Here is a 25,375-nt window from a genome sequence, read left to right on the forward strand (position 1 = left end):
ACATCCGTATGCCCGCTCCGTGCCGTCCTACGTGCCTCTTTTCCCGCGGGCCGCATCCGGGAGACGCAGTCCGCCCCCCCCGGGGCCGCTCCCGGGTCCGTCCGCGCCGCTCGCCCGGGGCCGCCGCCCCCGGCGGGTCAGGCCGGCGGCCGGGTGGCGTCCAGCATGCGGCGCAGGTGGGCCCGCTCCGGCTCGGTGCCGGCCAGGTCCAGCGCCCGGCGGTAGGCGGCGGCGGCCTCCGCGTGTCGTCCCAGGCGGTGCAGCAGGTCGCCGCGGGCCGCGTGGTACGGGTGGTGGCCGCGCAGCCGCTCCTCGCCCGCGAGCCCGTCCAGCAGGGCGAGTCCCGCCTCCTCGCCGTCCCGCATGGCGACGGCGACCGCCCGGTTGAGGGCGACGACGGGGGAGGGGGCGAGGGCGAGCAGCACGTCGTAGAGCGCCGCGATCTGCGGCCAGTCGGTGCCGGCCGGGTCCGGCGCCTCGTCGTGCAGCGCGGCGATCGCGGACTGCACGGCGTACGGCCCCGGCGGGCCGCCGGTCAGCGCGACCGTGACCAGGGCGGTGCCCTCCTCGATCATCGCGTGGTCCCAGCGGTCCCGGTCCTGGTCCGCGAGCAGCACCGGCGCGCCGTCCGCGTCCGTGCGCGCGCCGTGCCGCGCGTGGACCAGCAGCATGAGGGCCAGCAGCCCGGCCACCTCCCGCTCGGCGGGCAGCAGCCGGTACAGGATCCGCACCAGACGCAGGGCCTCCTCGGCGAGGCCGGGCCGTTGCAGGTCGGGGCCGGAACTGGCCGCGTACCCCTCCGTGAACATCGAGTACAGCACCTGGAGCACGCCCGGCAGCCGCTCGGGCAACTCGTCGGCCCCGGGGACGCGGAACGGGATCCGCGCCTGGCGGATCTTCTTCTTGGCCCGCACGATCCGCTGGGCCATCGTCGCGGGCGGCACCAGGAAGGCCCGGGCGACCTCCGGTGTGGTCAGCCCGGCCAGGCAGCGCAGCATCAGCGCGCCGCGTGCCTCGGCCGGCAGGGCGGGGTGGGCGCAGGTGAAGAAGAGCTGGAGCCGCTCGTCGGGCAGGCCGGCGGCGGTGTCCGGCGGCGGGACGGGCCCGGCCCGGTCCGTCTCCACCTGGAGGGCGGCGAGGCGGGCGGCGTAGACCTGGTCCCGGCGCAGCCGGTCGACGGCCTTGCGCCGGGCCGTGGTCAGCAGCCAGGCACCGGGCCTGGCCGGAACGCCCTGCACCGGCCAGTGCACCAGAGCTGCTTCGAGCGCCTCGGAGGCGACCTCCTCGGCCAGGTCCAGGTCGCCGAAGCGCCGCACCAGGGACGCCAGCAGCAGTCCGTGCTCCTCACGGAAGACCGCCTCGACCGCCCGGTCGGCGCCGCCCGCCCGCTCCCGCACCGCCGTCAGGCCCCGAAGTCGGCGACCGGCCGTACGACGACCGAGCCGCTGCCGCGTGCCCCGGGGCAGCGGGCCGCCCAGTCCAGCGCGGCGTCCAGGTCCGGGACGTCGATGACGTAGAAGCCGCCGAGGACCTCCCGGCTCTCCGCGAACGGCCCGTCGGTCACGGTGCGGGCGCCGTCCGGGCCGACCTTGACGACGGTCGCGGTGACCAGGTCCGCCAGGGACTCGCCGGAGACCAGGATCCCGGCCTCCCGCACCGCCTTGTCGTACGCCACCCAGTCCTGCACGCCGCACTCGGCGGCACCGCCGTCGGCGTCGACCGCACCGGCGTTGATCAGCAGCATGTACTTCATGGTTGTCGCTCCCATCGGGTCCTGTCGTTCGCGCGGCGGGTGCCGCACGTCATCACGACGAACGGAGGGCCGCCGGATCGACACCCTCCCTGAAACTTTTTCCGGCCGTCGGACCGAGGGAGTGCCGCGAACCCGTCCCGGGACCCGCCCGACAGGGCCTGACCAGGGGAAACCGCGGAACTACGTCTCTTCCCTCCCGCCCGGGTCCCCGCCCTGTGGTGAGTCCTCGTCCCGCGGCGCGGTCTCGTCCCGTGCCCGTTCCCGGGCGCGGTGGCCCAGGGCCGCGCTGCGGCTGGTCGCCAGGTGGTGCAGGACGAGCTCCTGGACGCGTTCGACGTCGCGTTCCGCGATGGCCTGGTAGAGCGCCTCGTGCTCCCGGGCCACGCCCAGCAGGTCGTCGTGCTGGCCCATGAGCCACCGCAGCCGGCTGCGCAGCACCCGCTCGAGTTCGTTGAGCAGCTCGTTGGCGGCCAGCGAGATGACGGTCTGGTGGAAGTCGGCCGCCGCCCGGCGGGCCCGTACCGCGTCGCCCGCGCGGGCCGCCGCCAGCTCGGCGTCCACGGTCGCGCGGAGCTTCTCCAGCCCGGCGCGGGTGTGCCGTTGGGCGGCGAGCCGGAACCCCAGGGTCTCCAGACCCGAGCGGACCTCGTCGAGGTCGGCGATGTCGCTCGTGGTGAACTCCCGCACCACCGCCCAGGACCGCGGCCTCGGGGTCACCAGGCCCTCGGAGACCAGGGTCTTGAGGGCCTCCCGGACGGGCAGCCGGCTCACGCCGAGCGCCTCGGCCAGCTCCCGTTCGACCAGGCGGCTGCCGGGCCGTCGCGCACCGTCGATGATCTGGTCCCGCAACTGCCGCGTGACCCGCTCGGACTCGGGCGTGAAGCCCTCTGACGCAGCCATCGCCGTCCCTTGTCCGCCTTCCCGTTCCGACGCCCGCCGAGCCGGTGCGGGGCGTCGGGCGGGCGGCCCGTCAGAATACCCCGCGACCGGCGCGGGGCGTGACGGGCGAAGGACGTGCGGGAGGCGTCACCCGGCCTTCGGCGGCCAGTTGACGATCCGCTTGGGCCGCGGGGGCGCGTACGTGCGCACCTTGGACGTGGTCAGGCCGAGCCGGACCAGTGACTCGGCGACCGTGACGGCGGCGGCGACCCCGTCGACCACGGGGACGCCGGTGCGCTCCACCACGCGTTCGGCGAGGCCCGCCATGCCGCCGCAGCCCAGGCAGATCACCTCGGCCCGGTCGTCCTCGACCGCGCGGGCGGCCTGTTCGGTGATGGCGTCCACGGCCGCCTGCTCGTCCTCCTCCAGTTCCAGGACGGCGAGCCCGCTGGCGCGCACGGACGCGCACCGGGAACTCAGTCCGGCCGCCGCCAGCCGCTCCTCGATCAGGGGGACCGTACGGTCGAGGGTGGTGACGACGGAGTACCGGCGGCCGAGGAACTGGGCGGTGCTCGCCGCGGCCTCGGTGATGTCGACGACGGGGACGTCGAGCAGTTCCTGCAGCCCTTCGCGGCCGTGTTCGCCGTAGCCGGCCTGGATCACCGCGTCGAAGGGCTCCGGGTGGGCGCGGACGGTCTCCATGACGGCGACCGCGGCGAGGTAGCTCTCGTAGTTGCCCTCGACGGACTCGGCGCCGAACGCGGGTGTCAGCGGGACGATCTCGGTGCCCGGGGAGGCCGCGCCGGCCGCCTGCCTGCCGATCGCGTCGGTGATGGACTGCGTGGTGTTGACGTTGACCACGAGGATGCGCATGAGTGGGCCTTCTGCTCGGGTGGGAGGTTCCTGAGGGGCGCGGGGCCCGCGGCTACTCCGCGGCGACGGCGATCGCCTCGCCGTCGACGTCGCGGATCGGCGAGGCGCGGTCGGCGACGACCGCGTAGAGGACGGCGCCGATGATCGCGCCGATGAACCAGGAGAACCCGGCCGCCGCGTGGAAGAAGGGCACCAGGGCGACCACGACGGCGATCGCGGCGGCGGGGACGAAGGCGGCGACGGCGCGCGGGTTGTAGCCCCGGCGGTAGTGGTACTCGGCGCCCGTGTCGTCCGTGTAGAGGGCCGGCACGTTCACGCGGGACTTCCGCAGCAGCCAGTAGTCGGCCATGATCACGCCGAAGAGGGGTCCGAGCAGGGCGCCGAGTCCGCCCAGGAAGTAGTTCACGACGACGGGGCTGTTGTAGAGGTTCCAGGGCGTGATCACCAGGCCCAGGACCGCGCTCACCAGGCCCGCGCGGCGGAAGTCGAGCCGGTGCGGGAAGAGGTCGACCAGGGCGTAGATCGGTGCCACGAAGTTGGCCAGCAGGTTCACCGCCACGGTCAGCGCGATCAGGGCGAGCGAGGCGACGGCCAGCAGGAACATGTTGGGCACGGTCCGCACGATGTCCGTCGGACTGGTGATGACGTGTCCGTCCAGGGAGAACTGGGCCCCGCTGAGGACCGCCACGATGCCGGCGAAGAAGAGCATGTTGACCGGGATGCCGATCACGTTGCCGCGGACGATGGCGGCGCGGCTGCGCGCGGACCGGGTGAAGTCGCAGAAGTTCAGCACGAACGTCCCGTAGATCACGACCCACAGGGCGGCGGCCTCCAGTACCTGGAGCCACATGGCGCCGCCGGTGAGCGGCTCGCCGTTGGAGAGCGAGACCGAGCCGTCCGCGCGCACGAACATCCACACCGCCAGGGCGCACATGGTGAGCAGCGTGGTCGGCGCCGCGACGGCCATGTAACGGCGGATCATCTGCATCCCGTAGCTCACGATGAGCACCTGAAGGGCCCACAGGGCCAGGAAGGTGACCCAGCCCAGTGTGGACTGGCCGAGCAGGGAGTTGGTGTCCCATGCGGCCAGGCCGGGGAAGAGGGCCACCAGGAGGGCGCTCAGCACCGCGGAGGCGAGATAGGTCTGGATACCAAACCAGGCGATGGCCACGCCGCCGCGGACCGCGGCCGGGATCTTCGCCCCCTTGATACCGAAGGCGATGCGGCTCATGACGGGGAACGGCACACCCGTCTTGTGTCCCATGAAGCCGGAGAGGGTGAGCAGCAGGAAGAGCAGGACCGAGGCGAGCGCGAAGGCGGCGAGGATGCCCCACACGTTCAGTCCGAGGGCGAACAGGCCGATGGCGAAGGCATAGTTGCCGAGGCTGTGCACGTCGTTGGCCCAGAGGGTGAAGACGTTGTAGGCGCCCCAGCGGCGGCCCTCCCGCTTCGTCGGGGCCAGGTCGTACGTGTAGAGGCCGGAGCTGGTGGCGGTCTCGCCGGTCGCCGGGGACGGGCGGCGGTCTTCCAGGGCAGTCATACGGGACTCCTGGGCTCGGGATGGGGAGAGGTGAGTTCCACGAAGCGGAAGTGGCGTTCCGATGAACAGAACGTAGTTTTCGCCGCTCGGCACCGTCAAGGGGTCTGCCGGTAAATGGAATACCATTTCGCGAGTGATGGAGAAGGGAAGGCCGTCCCTGCCCTGATCGGTCCAGGGGGAGCGACCCACCGGCGACCGGTCCTCAGGACCGCGCGCGGCCCTCCGTGCTCTCCCGCAGGACGAGCCGGTGGGCCACGATGCGGTCCTGCGGCGAGAGCACACCCTGCCCGGCGCCGTCGCCGGCGCCGTCCGGTCCCGTGGCCTCCTCGATCCGGTCCTGGAGCAGCTGCACGGCGACCTTGGCCACCGCCGCCTTGTCCGGCGCCACCGTGCTCAGCGTCGGCACGGAGAACCGCCCACCCTCCACGTCGTCGAAGCCGATGACGGCCACGTCCTCGGGCACCGCGATCCCGTGCTCGTGCAGGGCCCGCAACGCGCCCAGCGCCAGCTGGTCGTTGAGGCAGAGCAGCGCGTCCGGCCGCGCGCCGCCGTCGAGCGCCCGTGTCACGGCCTCGGCGCCGTCGGGCATCCGGAACGAGCCGACCGGCAGCAGCGCGGCGGGATCGTAGGCGACACCCGCCTCCTCCAGAGCGGCGCGGAACCCGCGCGTGCGGGCCTGGGCCGTCCCGAGGCCCGGGTCGTCGCGCCCCCCGACGGCGAGGATCGAGCGGCGTCCGAGGCCGATCAGGTGCCGGGTCGCCTCGCGCGCGGCCCGCTCGTTGTCGATGGCCACGTGGTCGGCGCCCTCCTCCAGCAGCTCCCCGAGCAGCACGGTGGGCGGCGCGCCCGCGCGGTCGCGCAGGTCGTCGGCGGTCAGGGCGAGCGGACTGAGGATGATGCCGTCCACGAAGGTGGAGCCGAAACCGGCCAGCGCCGCCAGCTCGTGGGCGCGGTCCGCCCCGGACTGGTGGATCAGGACCGTCAGCGAGCGCTGCTCCGCCTCGCGGATGACGTGCCGGGCCAGCTCGGCGAAGTACGGGATGTCCAGTTCGGGCACGACGAGGGCGATGATGCCGGTACGGCCCTTGCGCAGATGACGGCCGGCCAGGTTCACCCGGTACCCGAGCTGTTCGATGGCCTCCCGCACCACACGCCTGGTCCGCTCGGAGACATGGGCGTAGTCGTTGATGACGTTGGACACCGTCTTCTCCGAGACGCCCGCATGACGTGCGACGTCCTTGATCCTGGGCCGTGCCACCGAGACCTCCCTGCCCCTTCGCGCGACTGCCGAGTCTATGTCCCGGCCTCCCGCGCGCCGTCGACGATCCCTGGCCCCAGCTCTTTACAGCCCATGTACATCGATGTAAAAACTAGCCACCGCACTGAGCTCCGGCCGTCGAAAGGTCCGCGATGAGTTCCCGTCCGCCTGCCCAGGAGGTGCCGGCCGCGTCCGATCCGGTACGCCGCCTCAGCCGCCGTCGCCTGCTGCGTCACACCCTGGCCGGAGCGGGCGCCCTGCTCGCCGCCGGCCCGCTGTCCGGCTGTGCCTCACCGGCCTCCGCCTCCGGTGCGTCCGCGCTGAGCGTCTGGGACCTGTTCCAGGGCGGTGACGGCATGCTGATGGACGACATGATCGGGGCCGTGGCCCGGGGGCCCGAGGGCTTCGACGTGGACCGCACGATCCTCGACTGGGGCCCCTCCTACTACACCAAGCTCGCCATGTCCGCCGCCGGCGGCCGGGCCTCCGACGTGGCCGCCATGCACCTGTCCCGGCTGGCGGGGTACGCGCCCGGCGGCCTGGTGGACCCCATCGACCTGGACCTGCTCGCCGAGTTCGGCGTCACCGGCGAGGACTTCACCCCCGCGGTCTGGCGGCGGACCCAGCACGAGGGCACGGTCTACGCGATCCCGCTCGACGTCCACCCCTTCATCGTCTTCTACGACAAGGAGGCCGCGGACACCGCCGGGCTCCTGGACTCCTCGGGCGAACTGGCCCCGATGGGCTCGCCGGAGGCCCTGCTGGACGCCGGCAAGGCCCTCGCCGAGGCGACCGGGGAAGCGGGCATCCTGTTCGGCCACGTCACCGACACCTCACAGAACTGGCGCCTGTTCGCCGCGCTCTACGCGCAGACCGGCGCCGCCTTCACCCTCCCGGAGGGCGGCCCCGCCCGGATCGACATCGATGCCGCCGTCCGCGTCGTGACCTTCATGCGGCAGCTCTTCGACGGCCGCACCAACCCCAACGACCTCGACTACAACGGCGCGCTGGCCGCCTTCACGACCGGCCGGGGCGGCATGGCCCTGCTCGGGGAGTGGGAGCTGCCGACGCTGAAGAAGTCCGGCGTCCCGCTGGGCGCGGCCTCCTTCCCCCAGGTCTTCGACAAGCCCGCCGTCTACACCGACAGCCACAGCTTCGTCCTCCCGCACCAGGACGACCCCGATCCCCAGCGGCGCCGCGAGGCCCACCGGTACATCGCCGAGATGCTCAAGCAGAGCCTCACCTGGGCCACCGCCGGCCACATCCCCGCCTACCGGCCCGTGCTCGCCGAGCCCGGCTACGCCGCCCTGGAGCCGCAGTCCTCCTACGCGGACGCGGCGACGGTGGCGGTCCTCGACCCGCCCAACTGGTTCACCGGCGCCGGCTCGAACTTCCACAACCGCATGCACCAGCCGCTCCAGTCGGCGCTGCTGGGCAACACGACCCCCGAGAAGGCGGTCCGCCAGATGGTCCGCGAGGCGGACGCGCTGCTGCGGCAGCCCAACCCGGTGGCCTGACCCGCCGAAGGAGTGACCGACGTGACCACCACCGCTCCGCTCGGCGAGAGGACGCAGGCCGACCCGCCCGCCTCCCGCGCCGGCTCCCGACGCCGGGCCGTCCTGCGCCGTATCCGCACCGGCCCGGCCACCGGGTTCGTCTTCGTCCTGCCGTTCCTGGTCGTCTTCGGCCTCTTCATGGTGTGGCCGCTGGTGCAGGGACTGTGGATGAGCTTCACCGACACCTCGCTCGCCCTGCGCGACACCGGCTTCGTCGGCTTCGACAACTACGCCGAGGCCCTCGGCGACCCGGACGTGTGGAGCAGCCTCGGCAACACGGTCTTCTTCACCGCCGTCTCCAGTGTGCCGCTGGTCCTCGTCGCGCTGGCCATGGCGCTGCTGGTGCACAGCGGACTCGCCGGACAGTGGGCGTGGCGACTGGCGTTCTTCGCGCCCTACCTGCTGCCCGTGACCGTGGTGACCCTCGTGTGGACCTGGCTCTACCAGCCCGACCTGGGACTCGCCAACCAGCTCCTCGACAGCCTCGGCATGGAGCCCGTCGGCTGGCTCTCCGACGAGTCCGTCGCCATGTGGTCCATCGCCGCCCTCACCGTCTGGTGGACGGTCGGCTTCAACTTCCTCCTCTATCTCGCGGCCCTTCAGTCCCTGCCCCCGGCCTTCGACGAGGCGGCGGCACTCGACGGCGCCGGCGCCTGGCGCCGCCTGTGGTCCGTCACCCTGCCGCAGCTGCGCAGGACCACCGCGCTGGTCGCCATGCTCCAGATCCTCGCCTCGCTCAAGGTGTTCGACCAGATCTACATCCTCACCAAGGGCGGCCCGAACGGCTCCACCCGCCCGGTCCTGGAGTACGTCTACGACGTCGGCTTCACCGGATACCGGCTCGGCTACGCCTCCGCGATCTCCTACCTCTTCTTCGCGCTCGTCATCGTCGTCTCGCTCGTGCAGCTCCGCCTCTTCCGCCAGGAGGACTGACCGTGTCCGCAACCGCCCCCCTCCTCCGCACGCGGCGCCGTCCCCCTCGGGAGGCGACCGGTTTCCCGCTGCTCCTAGGACACGGCCGGCTGCCCCGGGTCCTGGCCGGTACGGCACTGGTCGTCCTGGCGGCCGTCTGGCTGACCCCGTTCCTGTGGGCGGTCGCCACCTCGGTGCAGAGCGAGCAGGACATCGCCACGCCCGGCCTGTCCCCCTTCAAGGGGGCCTTCACCTGGGACGCGTACCGGCAGATCCTGGAACGCGGGAACGTGGCCGTCTGGGCGTTCAACAGCTTCCTGATCGCCGGGCTGGTCACCCTCATCACCGTGGTGGTCTCCACCCTCGCGGCCTACGGCTTCTCCCGCGGCACCTTCCGCGGCCGCCGGGCCCTGCTCGCCGTCACCGTCGCCGCCATCATGGTCCCGCCGCAGCTCCTGGTCGTGCCGCTGTTCGAGCAGATGCTCCTCCTCGACCTCGTCGACACCTACGCGGCGGTCATCCTGCCCCAGGTCGTCGCGCCGATGATGGTGTTCATCCTCAAGCGGTTCTTCGACGCCGTGCCCCGGGCGCTGGAGGAGGCCGCCCGGATCGACGGAGCCTCCGAGTTCCGGGTCTTCCGGTCGATCGTGCTGCCGCTCTCGCGGCCGATCGTGGCCGCGGTGGCGATCTTCGTCTTCATCGGGGCGTGGAACAACTTCATGTGGCCGTTCATCGTCACCAACGACCCCGACCTGATGACCCTCCCGGTGGGCCTGGCCACCGTGAAGGACGCCTACGGTGTCCAGTACGCGCAGTCGATGGCCTCCGCCCTGCTCGCGGCCCTGCCGCTGATCGTCGTCTTCCTCTTCTTCCAGCGCCGCATCGTCGACTCCGTGGCCACCACCGGCCTCGGCGGCTCCTGACCTCACCCTCCCGCTGTACGCACCGGTCCGGCGCCTCGGCGCCGGACCACCGATCGACTGGAGCATGTGTGCCCACTCACTCCGCACCGCGCCCGGAGTACCCGCGACCGCAGTTCGTGCGCCGCGACTGGCTCAACCTGAACGGCGCCTGGCAGTTCGAGACCGACCGGGGCGACAGCGGACTCGAACGCGGCCTGCTGGACCGCGAGTTGGCCGACGAGATCCTCGTGCCCTTCCCGCCCGAGTCCGAGCTGTCCGGCATCGGCGACACCGACTTCATGGAGGCCGTCTGGTACCGGCGCGCCATCGCCCTGCCCGCGGCCTGGGCCGGGCGCCGCGTGCTGCTGCACTTCGGTGCCGTCGACCACGACACCACCGTGTGGGCCGACGGCAGGGAGGTCGCCCGGCACCGCGGCGGCTTCACGCCCTTCACCGCCGACCTCGGCGACATCGCCGGGGCGGGCGAGGAGGTCGTCGTCACCGTCCGCGCCCGCGACCCCAAGTCCGGTCCGCAGGCCCGGGGCAAGCAGGCCGTGAAGTACGCCAACCACGACTGCAACTACACCCGGGTCACCGGCATCTGGCAGACCGTCTGGCTGGAGCCCGTCCCCGACCTCCACCTGCGCCGCCCCCGGATCACCCCCGACCTGGCCGGCTCCGCCTTCCACCTCGAACTGCCCCTGTCCGGCAACCGCCCCGGCCACCGGGTGCGCGCCGTCCTCAGCGACGCCGGCGGCGAGGTGAGCCGCGCCGAGGCCCGCGCCGACCTGGACCTCGCCCCGCGCCTGCACCTGCCCGTACCGGACGACCGGCGACGCGAGTGGAGCCCCGACGACCCGCACCTGTACGACCTGCGCCTCGAACTCCTCGACGCCGCGGGGCAGGTCGTCGACAGCGCCGAGAGCTACGCCGGGCTGCGCGCCGTGGGCCTGCGCGGCAAGGCCGTCACCCTCAACGGCCGCCCGGTCTTCCAGCGCCTCGTCCTCGACCAGGGCTGGTACCCGGACGGGCTGATGACCGCCCCGACCGACGAGGCACTGGTGAGGGACATCGAGCTGGCGATGGCGGCCGGTTTCAACGGAGCCAGGCTGCACCAGAAGGTCTTCGAGGAACGCTTCCTCCACCACGCGGACCGCCTCGGCTACCTGGTCTGGGGCGAGTTCGGCGACTGGGGCTGCGAGACGGGCGGCTCCTCCGGCGACAACCAGCAGCCCGACGCCTCCTACGTCGCCCAGTGGCTGGAGGCCCTGGAGCGCGACTACTCGCACCCCTCGATCATCGGCTGGTGCCCCCTCAACGAGACCTACCAGAAGCTGCACGACCGCATCACCCGGCTCGACGACGTCACCCGGGCCATGTTCCTGGCCACCAAGGCCATGGACACCACCCGCCCGGTCGTCGACGCCTCCGGCTACGCCCACCGGGTCGCCGAGACCGACGTCTACGACGCCCACCACTACGAGCAGGACCCGGCGGCCTTCCGGGAGCTGATGTCCGGCCTCGCCAAGGACGCCCCCTTCGTCAACGCCCACGAGAACGGCACCCCGTACTCGGTGCCCTACCGCGGACAGCCGTACTTCGTCAGCGAGTTCGGCGGCATCTGGTGGGACCCGGAGGCCGCCGCCGAACGCTCCGGCGAGGACCGGACCGTCTCCTGGGGGTACGGCCAACGGGTCCGCGACGAGGAGGAGTTCCACGAGCGGTTCGCGGGCCTGACCGGAGTGCTCCTCGGGGACCGGGACATGTTCGGCTACTGCTACACCCAGCTCACCGACGTCTTCCAGGAACAGAACGGCATCTACCGGTTCGACCGGGGCGTCAAGCTCGACGTGGACCGCGTCCGTGCGGCCCAGCTGCGCCCGGCCGCGATCGAGGAGACCGAGGAGCGGGACCCGGACCCGGCGTAACGGCGGGGAGCGGGCCGGGGCGCGACCGCGCCCCGGCCCGCCCCGGCGTCACGACGGCCGGTCGCCCGCGATGGCGACGCGTTCGGCCACCCGGCGCTCGCTGCCGTAGTCGCCCACGGCGTAGTGCTGCGTCGCCCGGTTGTCCCAGAAGGCGACGTCTCCGGGCTGCCAGCGCCACCGCACCTGGTACTCGGGGACGTGCGCCTGCTGGAACAGGAAGCGCAGCAGCCGGTCGCTCTCGTCGCGGTCCATGCCGGTGATGCGGGTGGTGAAGGACGCGTTGACGAACAGCATGCGCCGCCCGGTCTCCGGGTGGGTGCGCACCACCGGGTGCTCCACGGGCGGGAACCGCTCCTGGTGGGGGACCAGCCGTTCGGGGCCGTAGAACCTGGCGAAGCCGGGGATGAAGTCGTGCACGGCGCGGGCCCCGTCGACGCGGTCCTTCACCTCCTGGGGAAGGTTGTCGTAGGCCGCCGCCATGTCCGCCCACATGGTGTCACCGCCGAACGGCGGCACCTCGCGCAGCTGGAGGACGGCACCGAGCGCGGGCCGCTCGCGGAAGGTGACGTCGGCGTGCCAGACGTTCTCGTACGTCGGGGTGGCTCCGTCGGCCTTGTCGAACCGGACGACGTCCTCGCTGGCACCGGCGGCCAGCAGCGGGTTGGTCTCCAGGTCGCCCCAGTGGCCCGCGAAGCGGCGCTGCTGGTCGGAGGTGAGGTGCTGGGCGCGGAAGAACAGCACCTTCCACTCCAGCAGGGCGCGGTTCAGCTCCTCGCGCAGCGCGGGTCCGAGCGGGCGCGAGAGATCGACGCCCCTGATCTCGGCGCCGATCGTGCGCGCCCGCGGAACGACCTCGAAGCGTTCGTAGGGCCGCTCGGCCCACCCCTCGGGCAGCCGGCGCAGGATGCGCCGGCCCTCGTACATTCCGTCCCCCGGGATGCGCGCTTCGCGCAGAGCGACGGTCGGGCCGGCGGTCGTGACGGTCATGGGAGTCCTCCCCTTGTGTGGCGGTACGGGTCGGTCCGGGCCAGGGCGGTACGGCGTCACCGCCGGGCGGCCCGGGAAAAGGAAGGTGATCCGGCGGGGACGCCGGAAGGAAACCGAGCGGATCGCGACGCGGCGGGCGTCGGAACGTCGGTGCGAAGACGGCCGTTATCGGCCGGAGCGCTCACAACCGGTTCGCTCGGGCACGCGGGGACACTCCGCCGTGGTGCCGAACCGGTATGTGGTCATGGCACCGATTGTGTGATCTTCCCCGGCTCGTGTCAACGGGGTCACCCGGGTCGCGGGACGAAGGGGAACATGGCGTCGCCCTCGGGCTGGACGACGCCGTAACTGCTCTCCGGCACCTTGTTCCACACCCCGGGCAGGTTGCCCAGGGGCTCGGACACGATGAGGCGGGTGTCGTCGGACGCCTCGCGCAGGAAGGGCAGGTCGGGATGGAGCGCGCGCAGGCTCTCCACGGCCGAGCTGTAGTAGAGCGAGCGCGAGTCCTGCTGGCTCGAGTAGCGGAACGCCCACAGCCGTCGTCCGTCGGTCACGGCGACTGTCATCTGCAACGGGTACTCCACCCCGTGCTCGTGACCGATCTCCTCCACCAGCCCCGCCATCCGCGCCACGGCCGCCGGCGGATCGTCCTCCAGACCGAACGTGAGGGCCAGGTAGAACATCATCTCCGAGTCGGTCGACCCCTCGATGTCCAGGAAGAGCCGCGGATCGACGGCCAGGGCGAGGTCGCGCCGGACGCGGTGGAACTCGGCGATCGCCCCGTTGTGCATCCACATCCAGCGGCCGTGGCGGAACGGGTGGCAGTTGGTCTGCTGCACCGGACTTCCGGTGGAGGCCCGGATGTGCGCGAAGAACAGCGACGAACGGACGTGTCCGGCGATCTCCCGCAGATTGCGGTTGCTCCACGCCGGGCCGATCTCCCGCACGATCGCGGGCGTCGCCATCTCCGGGCCGAACCACCCGACGCCGAACCCGTCCCCGTTGGTCGTCTCCACACCCATCCGGGCGTGCAGGCTCTGGTCGATCAGGGAGTGCTCGGGCTTGTAGAGGATGGTCTCCAGCAGCACCGGAGTTCCCGAATAGGCGAGCCATCGGCACATCGTCTGCCGCCTCCCTGGCCCCCGGCGCCGACCGCGCGGGGCGCCGCAGTCACTCGACCGGCCAGGTGTGGACCGGGGCGTTGAGATGCATGTAGTCCATGTACTGCCGCGTCATCCGGCGCAGCGCCTCGTGCCGCCCGGGGTGGGCGGTCGCGTCGATGTGGTGGAACATCTCCTTCTGCCAGACGGCGCCGTTGCGTCCGGTGACACAGCGCTGCTCGATGATGCCGAGCAGCGGCTCCCGCCATGCCGCGTCCATGCCCGACAGCTCCAGCCCCCGGTGCGCCAGTGGCAGGAGCCGCCGCAGCACCAGTTCCGGCACGGTCACCTCGCCCGCCCCGGGCCAGTAGAGGCTGGCCTCGATGCCGTGCCGGGCAGCGGTGTGCAGGTTGTCCTCGGCGACCGAGAACGACATCCGCGACCACACCGGCCGCTCCTCCTCGACCAGGGCGCGGGTGAGCCCGTAGTAGAAGGCGCCGTTGGCGAGGGTGTCGGCGACGGTCGGGCCGGCGGGCAGCACGCGGTTCTCCACCCGGACGTGCGGGACGTCGTTCGCCACCGCGTACACGGGCCGGTTCCAGCGGTAGATGGTGCCGTTGTGGAGGGTCAGTTCGCCCAGTTCCGGGATGTCGCCCCGGTCCAGGGTCTGTGCGGGGTCCTGCTCGTCGCACAGGGGCAGCAGGGCGGGGAAGTAGCGCAGGTTCTCCTCGAAGAGGTCGAAGACGCTGTTGATCCACCGCTCCCCGAACCACACCCGGGGCCGCACGCCCTGGGCCTTGATCTCCTGCGGCCGGGTGTCGGTGGCCTGCTCGAACAGCGGGACACGGCTCTCGTGCCAGAGTTCCTTGCCGAGCAGGAAGGGCGAGTTGGCCGCCAGGGCGACCTGCACTCCGGCGATCGCCTGGGCCGCGTTCCAGTAGTCGGCGAACTCGTCGGGGGAGACCTGGAGGTGGAACTGCGTGCTGGTGCAGGCCGCCTCGGGCATGATCGTGTCCGCGTAGGTCCGCAGCCGGTCCACGCCGTCCACCTCGATGTGCAGGTCCTCGCCCCGGGCCGCGAAGACTTGGTCGTTGAGCAGCCGGTAGCGCGGGTTCTCCGACAGGGCCGCCTCGCCCACGTCGGACTCGCGCAGCGTGGGCAGGATGCCGACCATGATCAGGTGGGCGCCGACCGTCCGGGCGCGGTCCTCGGCGTGGTTCAGGGCGGCCCGGATCTCGGTCTCCCAGGCGTCGGGGCCGCCCGCCGTCAGGGTCCGGGGCGGGATGTTGATCTCCAGGTTGAACCGGCCCAGCTCGGTGGACCAGGCGGGGTCCGCGATCGCTTCGAGCGCGTCGGCGTTGCGCATCGCCGGCTCGGCCTCGTCGTCGACCAGGTTCAGCTCGATCTCCAGCCCCACCTGGGGCCGCTCGGTCTCGAACCGGGACTCGCGCAGCATCTGCGCGAAGGCGTCGAGGCACTCCTGCATCTTGATCCGGTAGCGGCGGCGGTCCTCGCGGGTGAAGACCAGCGCCGGGACGTCCCGTCCCATCGGCCCTCCCGGGTCGCCTCGCTCGGGCACTTCTCCACCCCAGCGTCGCATCACCCGGCGGACCCCACCAGACGGGACGGGAACGGGGCCCACCGCGCCGTGTGCGGTGGGCCCCGTCCGAGTCAGGTCCTGGTGCGGCCGGTCGGCCTCAGAGCTTGCCGGACTCCCGGACCGTGATCTTCGCGGAGGTGCGGCCCGACGGGGAGGAACCGTAGCCCTCGATCTTGTCGACCACGTCCGTGCCCTCGACGACCTTGCCGAAGACGACGTGCTTGCCGTCCAGCCAGGGGGTGGCGACCGTGGTGATGAAGAACTGCGAGCCGTTGGTGTTCGGACCCGCGTTCGCCATGGAGAGCAGGTACGGGCCGGTGTGCTTCAGCTGGAAGTTCTCGTCGGCGAACTTCTCGCCGTAGATGCTCCTGCCCCCGGTGCCGTTGCCGTTGGTGAAGTCACCGCCCTGGAGCATGAACTGCGGGATCACGCGGTGGAACGGGGAGCCCGCGTAACCGTATCCGTGCTCGCCGGTGGCCAGCTCGATGAAGTTCTTGGCGGTCTTCGGGGTCACGTCCTCGAAGAGCTCGAAGACGATGCGGCCCGCGTTCTCGCCGTTGATGTCGATGTCGAAATAAACTTTGCAATTGCTCATTGCACCATTGTGACCTGCGGGTCCCGCCCCTGTCGCACCGGCCTGCCCGTTCAGGACGTGGCGAGCAGTTCGAGCGTGTCGATGACGCGGTTCGAGAAGCCCCACTCGTTGTCGTACCAGGCGACCACCTTGACGTGCCGGCCGTCGACGCGGGTGAGGGCCGAGTCGAAGATCGACGAGGCCGGGTTGCCGGTGATGTCGGAGGAGACCAGCGGATCGTCCGAGTACTCCAGCACGCCGGCGAGCGGGCCCTCGGCCGCGGCGCGGTAGGCCGCCAGCACGTCCTCGCGGGTCACCTCGCGGGCGACGGTCGTGTTCAGCTCGACGATCGAACCCACCGGGACCGGGACCCGGATCGAGTCGCCGGACAGCTTGCCGTCGAGGTTCGGCAGCACCAGGCCGATCGCCTTGGCGGCGCCCGTCGTGGTCGGCACGATGTTCACCCCGGCGGCGCGGGCGCGGCGCGGGTCGCGGTGCGGACCGTCCTGGAGGTTCTGCTCCTGCGTGTAGGCGTGCACCGTCGTCATGAAGCCGTGCTCGATGCCGGCCAGCTCGTCGAGCACCGACGCCAGCGGCGCCAGCGCGTTGGTGGTGCAGGACGCGTTGGAGACGACCGTGTGCGCGGCGGGGTCGTACGCGTCGGTGTTGACGCCGTAGGCGAGGGTGACGTCGGCGCCCGCCGAGGGCGCGCTGACCAGGACCTTGCGCGCGCCGGCGGTGAGGTGGGCGCGGGCGGCGTCGGCCGAGGTGAAGCGGCCGGTCGCCTCCAGCACGAGGTCGACGCCCAGCTCGGCCCACGGCAGCCGGGCCGGCTCCCGTTCGGCGAGCACCCTGATGCGGCGCCCGTCGACGACCAGCGTGTCCCCGTCGACGGTCACCGGGCGGCCCAGCCGGCCCGCCGTCGTGTCGAAGGCGAGGAGCCGGGCGAGGGTGGCGGGCTCGGTGAGGTCGTTGACGGCGACGACCTCGAGCTTGCTGTCGCGCTCGAGCAGCGCGCGCAGCACGTTGCGTCCGATGCGGCCGAAGCCGTTGATGCCGATGCGAGTCATGGGTGATGCCCTTTCCGGTTCGCCGTGCGGTGCCACCAGGTTCGCGCGCGGACCGCACCGGCGGCAGCGGCGTGAGTGCCATGGTTCGCAAGGATCGCGCCAGGCGGCACGGCATGGCAGGACATGGGACGGGACCGGCGGCAGGACATGGGACGGGACCGGCGGCGGGGCTGGACGGGACCGGCGGCGGGGCTGGGGCCGGGGACTACTCCCCGTGAGTGAAGGTGCGCCGGTACTCGCTCGGAGTGGTGCCCAGGATCCGCTGGAAGTGCAGCCGCAGATTCGAGCCGGTGCCGAGCCCGACGTCCGCGGCGATCCGCTCCACGCTCAGCTGGGAGCGTTCGAGCAGTTCGCGGGCGAGGTCGACGCGGGCGCGCATGACCCACTGCATCGGCGTGTACCCGGTGTCCTCGACGAAGCGCCGCGAGAACGTGCGCGCCGACACCGCCGCGTGCCGGGCGAGCGCCTCCAGGGTGAGGGGCTCCGCGAGCCGGCGCAGCGCCCACTCGCGGGTCGCGGCGAACCGCTCGCCCAGCGGCTCGGGCACACTGCGCGGCACGTACTGCGCCTGGCCGCCACTGCGGTAGGGGGCGGCGACCAGGCGCCGGGCCGCGTGGTTCGACGCGGCCACCCCGAGGTCGCCGCGCAGGATGTGCAGGCACAGGTCGATGCCGGAGGCGGCGCCCGCGGACGTCAGGACCCGGCCCTCGTCCACGAACAGCACGTTCTCGTCGACCCGCACGCGGGGGTGTTTCGCCGCCAGGGCCCGCGTGTAGTGCCAGTGGGTGGTGGCGCGCCGCCCGTCGAGCAGCCCCGTGGCGGCCAGTGCGAAGGCGCCGGTGGAGATGGCGGCGAGCCGCGCGCCCCCGCCGTGGGCCGCCGTCAGCGCGTCGACGACGGCCCGCGGGGGGTCGTCCAGGTCGGGGGCGCGGTAACCGGGCAGGAAGACCACGTCGGCCCAGGCCAGCGCCTCCAGGCCGTGGGCGACGTGGTACGACAGGCCGTCGCCGCCGGTGACCAGGCCGGGCGCCGCACCGCACACCCGCACCTCGTACGGCATGCTCGCGCGTGTCGTGAACACCTGCGCCGGGATGCCGACGTCGAGGGGCTTGGCTCCCTCGAGCACGAGGACGGCGACGCGGCGCAGGCGGGAGGACGGCACGAGGGCCAGCGTACGTGGGGGCGCGGGTCAGCTCAGGCCGAGTACCTGCATGGTCCGCTCGGCCATGCGCCGCTCCCCGAGGGCGTTGGGGTGGACGGGGACGAGGCTGTTGCCGAAGAGGAGCGGTTCGATCCAGCGGGTCCCCGAGGGCTTGCAGGCGTCGTGGCCCTCGGACACCCCGGAGAAGTCGACGTACGTGGCGCCGGTCTCCTCGGCGGCGCGCCGGACGGCGGAGTTGAGGCGCTCCTGGATGCTCCGCAGGTAGGGCACGTCACCGGCGGCGATCGGCAGTTTCGCGAAGCAGGACGGGTCGGCGGTGGCCGGCATGATCCACGGGTAGCCGAGGGCCGCCACCCGGGCGCCCGGCGCCTTGGCGCGGACGGTGCGCAGCGCCTCCTTGAGCGCGGGGTAGGTGTTGGTCTCGATCTGGTCGACGAAGGACGTGCCGTGTCTGTCCTTGCACGGGCTGCCCTTGCCCCCGTTGAGGAGGCCCGCGGAGCCGCAGGCCGTGATGGCGTTGATGAACGTGCTGTTGTCGTTGCCGCCGATGGTCAGGGTGACCAGGTCGGTCTCGGCGCTGAGCGCGTTCACCTGGGGGGCGACGCCCGGGTACTGGGCCTGAGTGAAGTGCGAGGTCTGCGCGGCGCCGCAGGTGACGTCCTTGAGGCGGGCGCCCGTGGCGGCGGCGATGACGTGCGGGTAGTTGGCCGTGGAGCGCAGGCAGAGCAGGTTGGTGGGATCGACCGGCAGGACGCCGGATCCCGCGCTGTAGCTGTCGCCGAGGGCGACGTAGTCCAGGGTGGGGGTGGCGTGCGCGGTGGCGTCGGTGAGACCGAGGGCCAGTGTGCCGACAGCGGCTGTTGTCGCGGTCATGACACGGCGCAGGACATGCTTGGGCATGTGCTCTCTCTTCTCTGGACGTGGGCACGGGGAGGTGGGGGGAGCGTGCGGCCGCGGTTACCGATCGGTTCTACTTTTAAGTAATGTGCATGCGCTCTGACTTTGCGTCAACGCTGCTGACACGACTTCTTGTCACGCGGCGCCCTGAATCCCGTGACGCGGGAGCGGTCGCCGGGGCCGCCGTGCCGGAGGATCTCCTACCGGCCACGACGGCCGCCCGCGCTGTTCTAAAGTGACTACCGCCAGTGCAGACGACCGTGGACCTGTGAGGTACTCACCAGCCATGCCGACCGAAACGTTTGAGTTCCAGGTAGAGGCGCGTCAGCTCCTTCAGCTGATGATTCACTCCGTCTACTCGAACAAGGATGTCTTCCTGCGCGAGCTCGTCTCCAACGCCTCCGACGCCTTGGACAAGCTCCGTCTCGCCGCCCTGCGGGACGACGCCCCCGACGTCGACGTGACCGACCTGCACATCGAGCTCGACGTCGACAAGGAGGCCCGCACCCTCACCGTGCGGGACAACGGCATCGGGATGTCGTACGACGAGGTCACCGACCTCATCGGCACCATCGCCAACTCGGGCACGGCCAAGTTCCTCCAGGAGCTGCGCGAGGCCAAGGACACCGCCGGGGCCGACGGGCTCATCGGACAGTTCGGCGTCGGCTTCTACTCGGGCTTCATGGTGGCCGACGAGGTCACCCTGGTGACCCGGCGCGCCGGAGAGACCCAGGGCACCCGCTGGACCTCGCGCGGCGAGGGCACCTACACCCTGGAGCGGCTCGACGAGGCGCCGCAGGGAACCTCCGTCACCCTGCACCTCAAGCCGGCGGACTCGGAGAACCAGCTCCACGACTACACGTCCGCCTGGAAGATCAAGGAGATCGTCAAGCGCTACTCGGACTTCATCACCTGGCCGATCCGCCTGCTGCCCGAACCGGCCGAGGACGGGGCCGAGGCACGCGAGGCGGAGACGCTCAACTCGATGAAGGCGCTGTGGGCGCGCCCGCGCGACGAGGTGTCCGAGGACGAGTACCACGAGCTGTACAAGCACATCTCCCACGACTGGCGCGAACCCCTGGAGACGATCCGGCTCCAGGCGGAGGGCACCTTCGAGTACCAGGCCCTGCTGTTCGTGCCCTCGCACGCCCCGCACGACCTGTTCACCCAGGGCTACCAGCGCGGCGTCCAGCTCTACGTGAAGCGCGTCTTCATCATGGACGACTGCGAGGAACTGCTGCCGCCGTACCTCCGCTTCGTCAAGGGCGTGGTCGACGCGCAGGACCTCTCGCTCAACGTCTCCCGCGAGATCCTCCAGCAGGACCGCCACATCCGCATGATCCAGCGCCGCCTGACGAAGAAGGTGCTGGCCACGGTCAAGGACCTCAGGACCTCCGCGCCCGAGCGCTACGCCACCTTCTGGCGGGAGTTCGGCGCCGTCCTCAAGGAAGGCCTGGTGACCGACTCCGAGAACCGGGACGCGATCCTCGCCGCCTCCTCGTTCGCCACCACCCACGACGCCGACGAGCCGACCGCGCTGAAGGACTACGTGGAGCGGATGAAGGACGGCCAGTCCGACATCTACTTCATGACGGGCGAGTCCCGGCAGGCCATCGAGGACTCCCCGCACATGGAGGCGTTCCGCGCCAAGGGCATCGAGGTGCTGCTCCTGACCGACGCCGTGGACGAGGTCTGGGTCGACGCGGTGGGCGAGTTCGACGGGAAGCCGCTGCGCTCGGTGGCCAAGGGCGAGATCGACCTCGGCGACGCGCGGGACGAGAAGACCGACGCCGAGAAGGACAAGCAGAGCGAGGAGTACGCGGGTCTGCTGGGCTGGATGTCGGAGCACCTGAAGGAGGACGTCAAGGAGGTCCGCCTCTCCTCCCGCCTCACGGTCTCGCCGGCCTGTGTCGTCTCCGACGCGAACGAGCTCACGCCCGCCCTGGAGAACATGTACCGGGCGATGGGCCAGGAGGTTCCGCACGCCAAGCGGATCCTCGAACTCAACCCGGAGCACCAGCTGGTGAAGTCCCTGAACCGGGCCTACACGCAGCAGCAGGACGGCACGGAACTCACCGAGACCGCCGAACTGCTCCACGCCCTGGCGGTGCTCGGCGAGGGAGGCCGGCCGAAGGAGCCTGCCCGGTTCGTCAAGCTCGTGGCCGACCGCCTGGAGCGCGCGCTGTAGCCGCTCGGGCCGGCATCGTCCGCTCGGGCCGGCATCGTCCGGCCGGGTCCGCCCGGCCGGACGTGAGCGCCCGCCCCGGGGCGCTCCGCCCGCCTCCCGTCCGTCCCGCCATCCGCATGGCGAGACGGCCTGGCATCCGGAGCGCCCCGCTCCGTATATTCGCACGCATGTATGCATCGGCTCCGCTGCTGTGCCTCGCGCTCTTCGCGAACTCGGCGTGGTGCGTCGACGACGGTCTCTGTCGCCGCTGAGCCCCGTACCGGCCGCGTGTCCCGCGCCGCCGGTCCCGCCGCGTCGTCCGCCGTCCCCGTGCACCACACCGGAGATTCCTCGTGACCACCGCACCCCCGGCCGGGCCGACCCCGGCCGCGCCGCCGCGCGCGCCCGCGGCCCTCTTCGCCCCCTCTCCCACCTCCTCGCCGCGGCCCGAGGCGCCGCCCCTGCCCCCGGTGCGGCGGACGCCGCTGGCGGTGTCCGGCCTGCTCGCCGCGGCGCTGACGGCGTACGTGTGGTCCGCGCACGGCGCGAAGCCGGGGCTGCTGCTCCTGCTCGGTCTCGGCCTCGGTGTCGCCCTGTTCCACTCCCGGTTCGGCTTCACCTCCGCCTGGCGGCAGCTGGTCGCCGTCGGCAACGGCGCCGGGCTGCGTGCCCACACCCTGCTGCTCGGCACCACGGCCACCCTGTTCGCGCTGCTCATCGGCACGGGCACCGGCCTGTTCGGCTCGCAGCCGGCCCCGTCCGCCGGCCCGATCGGGGTGGGCCTGCTGGCCGGCTCGGTGCTCTTCGCGATCGGCATGCAGCTGGGCGGCGCCTGCGCCTCGGGCACCCTGTTCGCGGTCGGCTCGGGGCAGACCTCGATCGTGCTGACCCTCGGCGGCTTCATCGCGGGCGCCACCCTCGCGGCCTGGCAGTTCGACCTGTGGAAGGACCTCCCGGCCTGGGAACCGGTCGTGCTCTCCGACCACATCGGCTGGTTCGGCTCCTGGGCCGTGACGATCGTCGCGCTGATCCTGGTGGTGCTCGTCACCCGGCGCGTCCAGGCCCGTCGCAATCCGCCGCCCCTCGGAGCCGTGCCCTCGGCGCGCGGCGCGGCCGTCCGGGCCGTCCGCGGCTCCTGGCCACTGGCCGCCGGCGCCCTCGTGCTGGCCGTGCTCGGCGCCGGTGTGCTGCTGGTCTCCGGCGGGGCCTGGGGCGTCACGAGCGCCTTCAGCCTGTGGGGCTCCGAGCTGGTCGGCGCGCTCGGCGGCCACCCGGAGAACTGGACGTGGTGGCAGCGGCCCGGCAACGCCGAGATGCTCGCCGGTCCGGTGCTCGCCGACAAGACCAGCCTCACCGACATCGGCATCATGATCGGCGCGGCGGTCGCCGCGGCGCTCGGCGGCACGTGGGCCCTGCACCGGGGCGTCCCCTGGCGCACGGCGCTCGCCGCGGTCCTCGGCGGCGTCCTGATGGGCATCGGCGCCCGCCTGGCCGGCGGCTGCAACATCGGCGCCTACCTGGCGGGCATCGCCTCGGGCAGCCTCAGCGGCTGGCTGTGGGGCGCCTTCGCGCTGGCCGGCACCTGGGTGGGCCTCAGGCTGCGCCCCTTGTTCGGCCTGGGCAACCCCAAGCCGGGCGACGGCGTCTGCTGAACGGGGCAGGTCCGTGCGGCACAGGGGTCAGGCCTGTGCCGCACGGACGGCTGGGGGCACTCCCTAGGGAGTGCGCCGGTCCCGGTCGCGCCGGTCCGTGGCGGTGACGCGGGCGATGGCCTCCAGGGTGAGTGCCCGCCCGTGGGGCTCCCGCGCCAGGGCGCGGTGCAGGGTCAGACCCTCGATGAGGGCGTCGAGCTGGCGGGCTGTGTCCGGGTCGAAGTGCTTCTCCAGGTGGACGCGGCTGCGGCGCATCCACTCGTGGGTCAGCTCCCGGTAGGCCGGCTGGCGCGCGGCGAGGGTGTACAGCTCCTGGGTCAGGATCAGGTCCCGCTGGCTCCCCTCGGACAGCACGTGCACGAGGTCGGCCACCGCCGCCCGGGCCTCCTCGCGGTCGGCCGCGGCACCGAGGTGGGCGTCGAACACGGCGACGATGTGGTCGGTGAAGCGGCCGAACGCCTCCCTCAGCAACTGGTCGATGCCGCTGAAGTGGTAGGTCATGGACCCGAGGGGGACCCCCGCGCGCGTCGCGATCTTCCGGTGCGAGACGCGCGCGAGGCCCTCCTCGGCGATCAGGTCGAGCGTGGCGGCGATGATGCGTTCACGCCGCTGCGGATCCGTGTGTCCGGTTGCCATGGGAGCAGACTCACACGTTCCGCACCGGCCGGGCGGGGTTGCCGACGGCGACCACGTTCGCGGGCACGTCCTTGGTGACGACCGCGCCCGCGCCGATGACGGAGTTGTCGCCGATGGTCACGCCGGGCAGCACGATGGCACCCCCGCCCAGCCAGACGTTGTCCCCGATGGTGATGGGCCGGGCGGCCTCCAGCTTGTCCCTGCGGGGCCCGGGCTCCAGGGGGTGCGTGGGCGTGAGCAACTGGACGCCCGGCCCGATCTGGCAGTCCTCGCCGATGGTGATCGCCGCCACGTCCAGCGCGGTCAGGTTGTAGTTGACGAAGGTGCGGGCGCCGATCGTGATGTTGCTGCCGTAGTCGACGTACAGGGGCGGGCGGACGTGGGCCTCGGCGCCCAGCGAGCCGAGCAGTTCCGCGAGGATCGGCTGCGCGGCCCGCGCGTCCTCGGCGTACTCGTCCTGGTAGCGGGCGGCCAGCCGTACGGCCCGCTGCTGCCGGCGGGCGATCTCGGGGTCGTCGGCGATGTAGAGGTCGCCCGCCTCCATGCGTTCGAGGTTCGTGCGGGGGTCCTGCGCGAAATGGTCGGTCGGCATGTGCTCGATCGTACCCGGGAAGCGTACGAACGTACACTCCCCGTCGGCGTGCCGCCCGGGGACGGGAGCCGGCCCGCCGGGCCCCGCTCAGCGCAGCCGGGGCCGGAGCACCCCGGCGAGCAGGAGCACGAGGAGACCGGCGAACGGCACCACCAGCAGCCCCACCCGCAGGCTCGTCGCGTCGGCGACCAGCCCCACGACGGGCGGGGAGAGCAGGAAGCCCAGCCGCATGAGCCAGGAGACGATGGTCAGCCCCGACCCGGGCTTCAGCCCCGGCAGTTCGTCCGCCTCGTGCATCGCCGCCGGAACCAGCGTCGCCACGCCGAAGCCGGCCGCCGCGAACCCGAGGACCGTCCCGGGCACCGTGGGCACGGCCAGGGCCAGCCCCATGCCGGCGGCGGCGACGAACGCGCCGGAGCGGGCCACCGCGCGCTGGCCGAAGCGGTCCACCAGCCGGTCGCCGAGGAGGCGCCCGACGAACTGCGCCCCGACCAGGGCGACGTATCCGGTGGCCGCCAGTGCCACCGACGCGTGCAGCGAGTCGGAGAGGTAGAGGGTGGCCCAGGAACTGCCCGCGTCCTCGACGAGCGTGCCGGCCGTGGCGATGAGGACCAGCGCGGTGAGCGCACGGCCCACACGCGTCCCCGGCAGCATGGACCGCGCCCGCCGCGGAGCGTCACCGTCCGCCCCGGGCTCCCGCGCGTCGGGCCCTTGGTCCGGCTCGGTGTCGGGACCCGGCAGGCAGAACCGCAGGGCGGCGCACGCGGCGGCGGCGAACACCACGGCCGAGAACAGCAGGTGCGGGCCCCGGGAGACGCCGAGCGCGATCGCGGCGGCGGCCATGGATCCGCCGGTGACGGCACCGATGGACCAGATGGCGTGGAAGGAGTTGATGATGCTGCGTCCGTAGCGCCGCTGGACCCGCAGGCCGTGGGCGTTCTGGGCGACGTCGGTACACGCGTCCGCCGCTCCGGCCACGCACAGCCCGCCCGCGAAGAGCGCCACCGAGTCCCCCACGGCGGCGGCGAGGATGCCCGCCCCCGTCAGCAGCGTGCCGCCGACGGCCACCCGCGCCGAGCCGAAACGGCGGACGAGCACGCCCGCCGCGAGCCCTGCCGCGATGGCCCCCGCCGGGAACGCCGCCACGGCCAGTCCGTAGGCGGCGTTGCCGATGCCGAGGTCCTCCTTGATCTGCGGATACCTCGGCAGGAGGTTGGCGAACAGGGCCCCGTTGGTGAAGAACAGCACGGCGACGGCCACCCGGGCCCGCCGTGCGGCCGGAGCGGGCCGGCGCAGGACGTCAACAGTCATGCGCCGGAGCCTACCGGCCCGAGCGT

The 25,375-nt window shown here is 72.3% G+C and carries 22 protein-coding genes; 6 read left to right on the top strand and 16 right to left on the bottom strand.

Translation table 11 applies throughout. From position 1 onward, the window contains the following. Positions 1–137: 137 nt before the first annotated feature. The 6 genes from ACFIF2_RS07495 to ACFIF2_RS07520 form a co-directional block, all read right to left on the bottom strand. Entirely contained in the window at positions 138–1,397 is a 1,260-nt protein-coding gene (locus ACFIF2_RS07495) for an RNA polymerase sigma factor (protein WP_395571723.1), read from the bottom strand. A 5-nt stretch (positions 1,398–1,402) separates the two neighbouring features. After that, complete coding sequence (locus tag ACFIF2_RS07500) at positions 1,403–1,753, bottom strand: YciI family protein (RefSeq protein WP_395571724.1); 351 nt, start codon at positions 1,751–1,753, stop codon at positions 1,403–1,405. Between the two features lie 180 nt (positions 1,754–1,933). Next, positions 1,934–2,653, bottom strand: coding sequence for a GntR family transcriptional regulator (locus tag ACFIF2_RS07505; RefSeq protein ID WP_395571725.1), 720 nt, complete (start codon positions 2,651–2,653; stop codon positions 1,934–1,936). Positions 2,654–2,779: 126 nt separating this feature from the next. After that, positions 2,780–3,505: an aspartate/glutamate racemase family protein gene (locus ACFIF2_RS07510; RefSeq protein WP_395571726.1), complete on the bottom strand. Its 726-nt coding sequence runs from the start codon at positions 3,503–3,505 to the stop codon at positions 2,780–2,782. A gap of 52 nt (positions 3,506–3,557) precedes the next feature. Beyond that, positions 3,558–5,045: an NCS1 family nucleobase:cation symporter-1 gene (locus ACFIF2_RS07515; protein WP_395571727.1), complete on the bottom strand. Its 1,488-nt coding sequence runs from the start codon at positions 5,043–5,045 to the stop codon at positions 3,558–3,560. Between the two features lie 202 nt (positions 5,046–5,247). Next, positions 5,248–6,303 carry a LacI family DNA-binding transcriptional regulator gene (locus ACFIF2_RS07520; RefSeq protein ID WP_395571728.1) on the bottom strand — a complete coding sequence of 352 codons (1,056 nt, stop codon included), beginning with the start codon at positions 6,301–6,303 and terminating at the stop codon, positions 5,248–5,250. Between the two features lie 152 nt (positions 6,304–6,455). On the opposite strand from ACFIF2_RS07520, the gene ACFIF2_RS07525 reads away from it, so the two are divergent. The 4 genes from ACFIF2_RS07525 (at position 6,456) to ACFIF2_RS07540 (ending at position 11,601) form a co-directional block, all read left to right on the top strand. Further along, the gene (locus tag ACFIF2_RS07525) at positions 6,456–7,820 is read left to right on the top strand and encodes an extracellular solute-binding protein (RefSeq protein ID WP_395571729.1); all 1,365 of its coding nucleotides are present in this window, start codon (positions 6,456–6,458) and stop codon (positions 7,818–7,820) included. Positions 7,821–7,841: 21 nt separating this feature from the next. Beyond that, on the top strand, positions 7,842–8,792 hold the full coding sequence (locus tag ACFIF2_RS07530; RefSeq protein ID WP_395571730.1) for a carbohydrate ABC transporter permease: 951 nt from the start codon (positions 7,842–7,844) through the stop codon (positions 8,790–8,792). A 2-nt stretch (positions 8,793–8,794) separates the two neighbouring features. Further along, positions 8,795–9,694: a carbohydrate ABC transporter permease gene (locus ACFIF2_RS07535; RefSeq protein WP_395571731.1), complete on the top strand. Its 900-nt coding sequence runs from the start codon at positions 8,795–8,797 to the stop codon at positions 9,692–9,694. A 68-nt stretch (positions 9,695–9,762) separates the two neighbouring features. Further along, on the top strand, positions 9,763–11,601 hold the full coding sequence (locus tag ACFIF2_RS07540) for a glycoside hydrolase family 2 protein (protein ID WP_395571732.1): 1,839 nt from the start codon (positions 9,763–9,765) through the stop codon (positions 11,599–11,601). Positions 11,602–11,649: 48 nt separating this feature from the next. Here the strand turns inward: ACFIF2_RS07540 and ACFIF2_RS07545 are convergent, their stop codons facing one another. The 7 genes from ACFIF2_RS07545 to ACFIF2_RS07575 all read right to left on the bottom strand — a co-directional run bounded on the left by ACFIF2_RS07545 (position 11,650) and on the right by ACFIF2_RS07575 (position 18,994). Next, positions 11,650–12,588 (bottom strand): TauD/TfdA dioxygenase family protein, encoded by a 939-nt coding sequence (locus ACFIF2_RS07545; protein WP_395571733.1) that lies wholly within the window; start codon positions 12,586–12,588, stop codon positions 11,650–11,652. Positions 12,589–12,875: 287 nt separating this feature from the next. Continuing rightward, positions 12,876–13,709 carry a class II glutamine amidotransferase gene (locus ACFIF2_RS07550; RefSeq protein ID WP_395571734.1) on the bottom strand — a complete coding sequence of 278 codons (834 nt, stop codon included), beginning with the start codon at positions 13,707–13,709 and terminating at the stop codon, positions 12,876–12,878. Positions 13,710–13,758: 49 nt separating this feature from the next. Further along, positions 13,759–15,237 carry a glutamate-cysteine ligase family protein gene (locus ACFIF2_RS07555; protein WP_395571735.1) on the bottom strand — a complete coding sequence of 493 codons (1,479 nt, stop codon included), beginning with the start codon at positions 15,235–15,237 and terminating at the stop codon, positions 13,759–13,761. A 148-nt stretch (positions 15,238–15,385) separates the two neighbouring features. Then, positions 15,386–15,883 (bottom strand): peptidylprolyl isomerase, encoded by a 498-nt coding sequence (locus ACFIF2_RS07560; protein ID WP_395571736.1) that lies wholly within the window; start codon positions 15,881–15,883, stop codon positions 15,386–15,388. Between the two features lie 50 nt (positions 15,884–15,933). After that, positions 15,934–16,932, bottom strand: a complete 999-nt coding sequence (gene gap / locus ACFIF2_RS07565) for a type I glyceraldehyde-3-phosphate dehydrogenase (protein WP_395571737.1) — start codon at positions 16,930–16,932, stop codon at positions 15,934–15,936. Between the two features lie 205 nt (positions 16,933–17,137). Beyond that, complete coding sequence (locus ACFIF2_RS07570) at positions 17,138–18,094, bottom strand: GlxA family transcriptional regulator (protein ID WP_395571738.1); 957 nt, start codon at positions 18,092–18,094, stop codon at positions 17,138–17,140. Positions 18,095–18,121: 27 nt separating this feature from the next. Then, the gene (locus tag ACFIF2_RS07575) at positions 18,122–18,994 is read right to left on the bottom strand and encodes an SGNH/GDSL hydrolase family protein (protein WP_395571739.1); all 873 of its coding nucleotides are present in this window, start codon (positions 18,992–18,994) and stop codon (positions 18,122–18,124) included. A gap of 283 nt (positions 18,995–19,277) precedes the next feature. On the opposite strand from ACFIF2_RS07575, the gene htpG reads away from it, so the two are divergent. Beyond that, positions 19,278–21,179 (top strand): molecular chaperone HtpG, encoded by a 1,902-nt coding sequence (htpG, locus tag ACFIF2_RS07580; RefSeq protein WP_395571740.1) that lies wholly within the window; start codon positions 19,278–19,280, stop codon positions 21,177–21,179. A 332-nt stretch (positions 21,180–21,511) separates the two neighbouring features. Next, entirely contained in the window at positions 21,512–22,810 is a 1,299-nt protein-coding gene (locus ACFIF2_RS07585) for a YeeE/YedE family protein (RefSeq protein ID WP_395571741.1), read from the top strand. A gap of 63 nt (positions 22,811–22,873) precedes the next feature. On the opposite strand, the gene ACFIF2_RS07590 is transcribed toward ACFIF2_RS07585, so the two are convergent. The 3 genes from ACFIF2_RS07590 to ACFIF2_RS07600 all read right to left on the bottom strand — a co-directional run bounded on the left by ACFIF2_RS07590 (position 22,874) and on the right by ACFIF2_RS07600 (position 25,349). After that, positions 22,874–23,446, bottom strand: coding sequence for a TetR/AcrR family transcriptional regulator (locus tag ACFIF2_RS07590; protein WP_395571742.1), 573 nt, complete (start codon positions 23,444–23,446; stop codon positions 22,874–22,876). 10 nt (positions 23,447–23,456) lie between these two features. After that, entirely contained in the window at positions 23,457–24,038 is a 582-nt protein-coding gene (locus ACFIF2_RS07595) for a sugar O-acetyltransferase (protein ID WP_395571743.1), read from the bottom strand. A gap of 87 nt (positions 24,039–24,125) precedes the next feature. Beyond that, a complete protein-coding gene (locus ACFIF2_RS07600) occupies positions 24,126–25,349 on the bottom strand; it encodes an MFS transporter (RefSeq protein ID WP_395571744.1) in 1,224 nt (407 codons plus the stop codon). Positions 25,350–25,375 lie beyond the last annotated feature (26 nt).

It is taken from the genome of Streptomyces sp. BK79, from assembly GCF_044142145.1.
GTDB lineage: Bacteria > Actinomycetota > Actinomycetes > Streptomycetales > Streptomycetaceae > Streptomyces.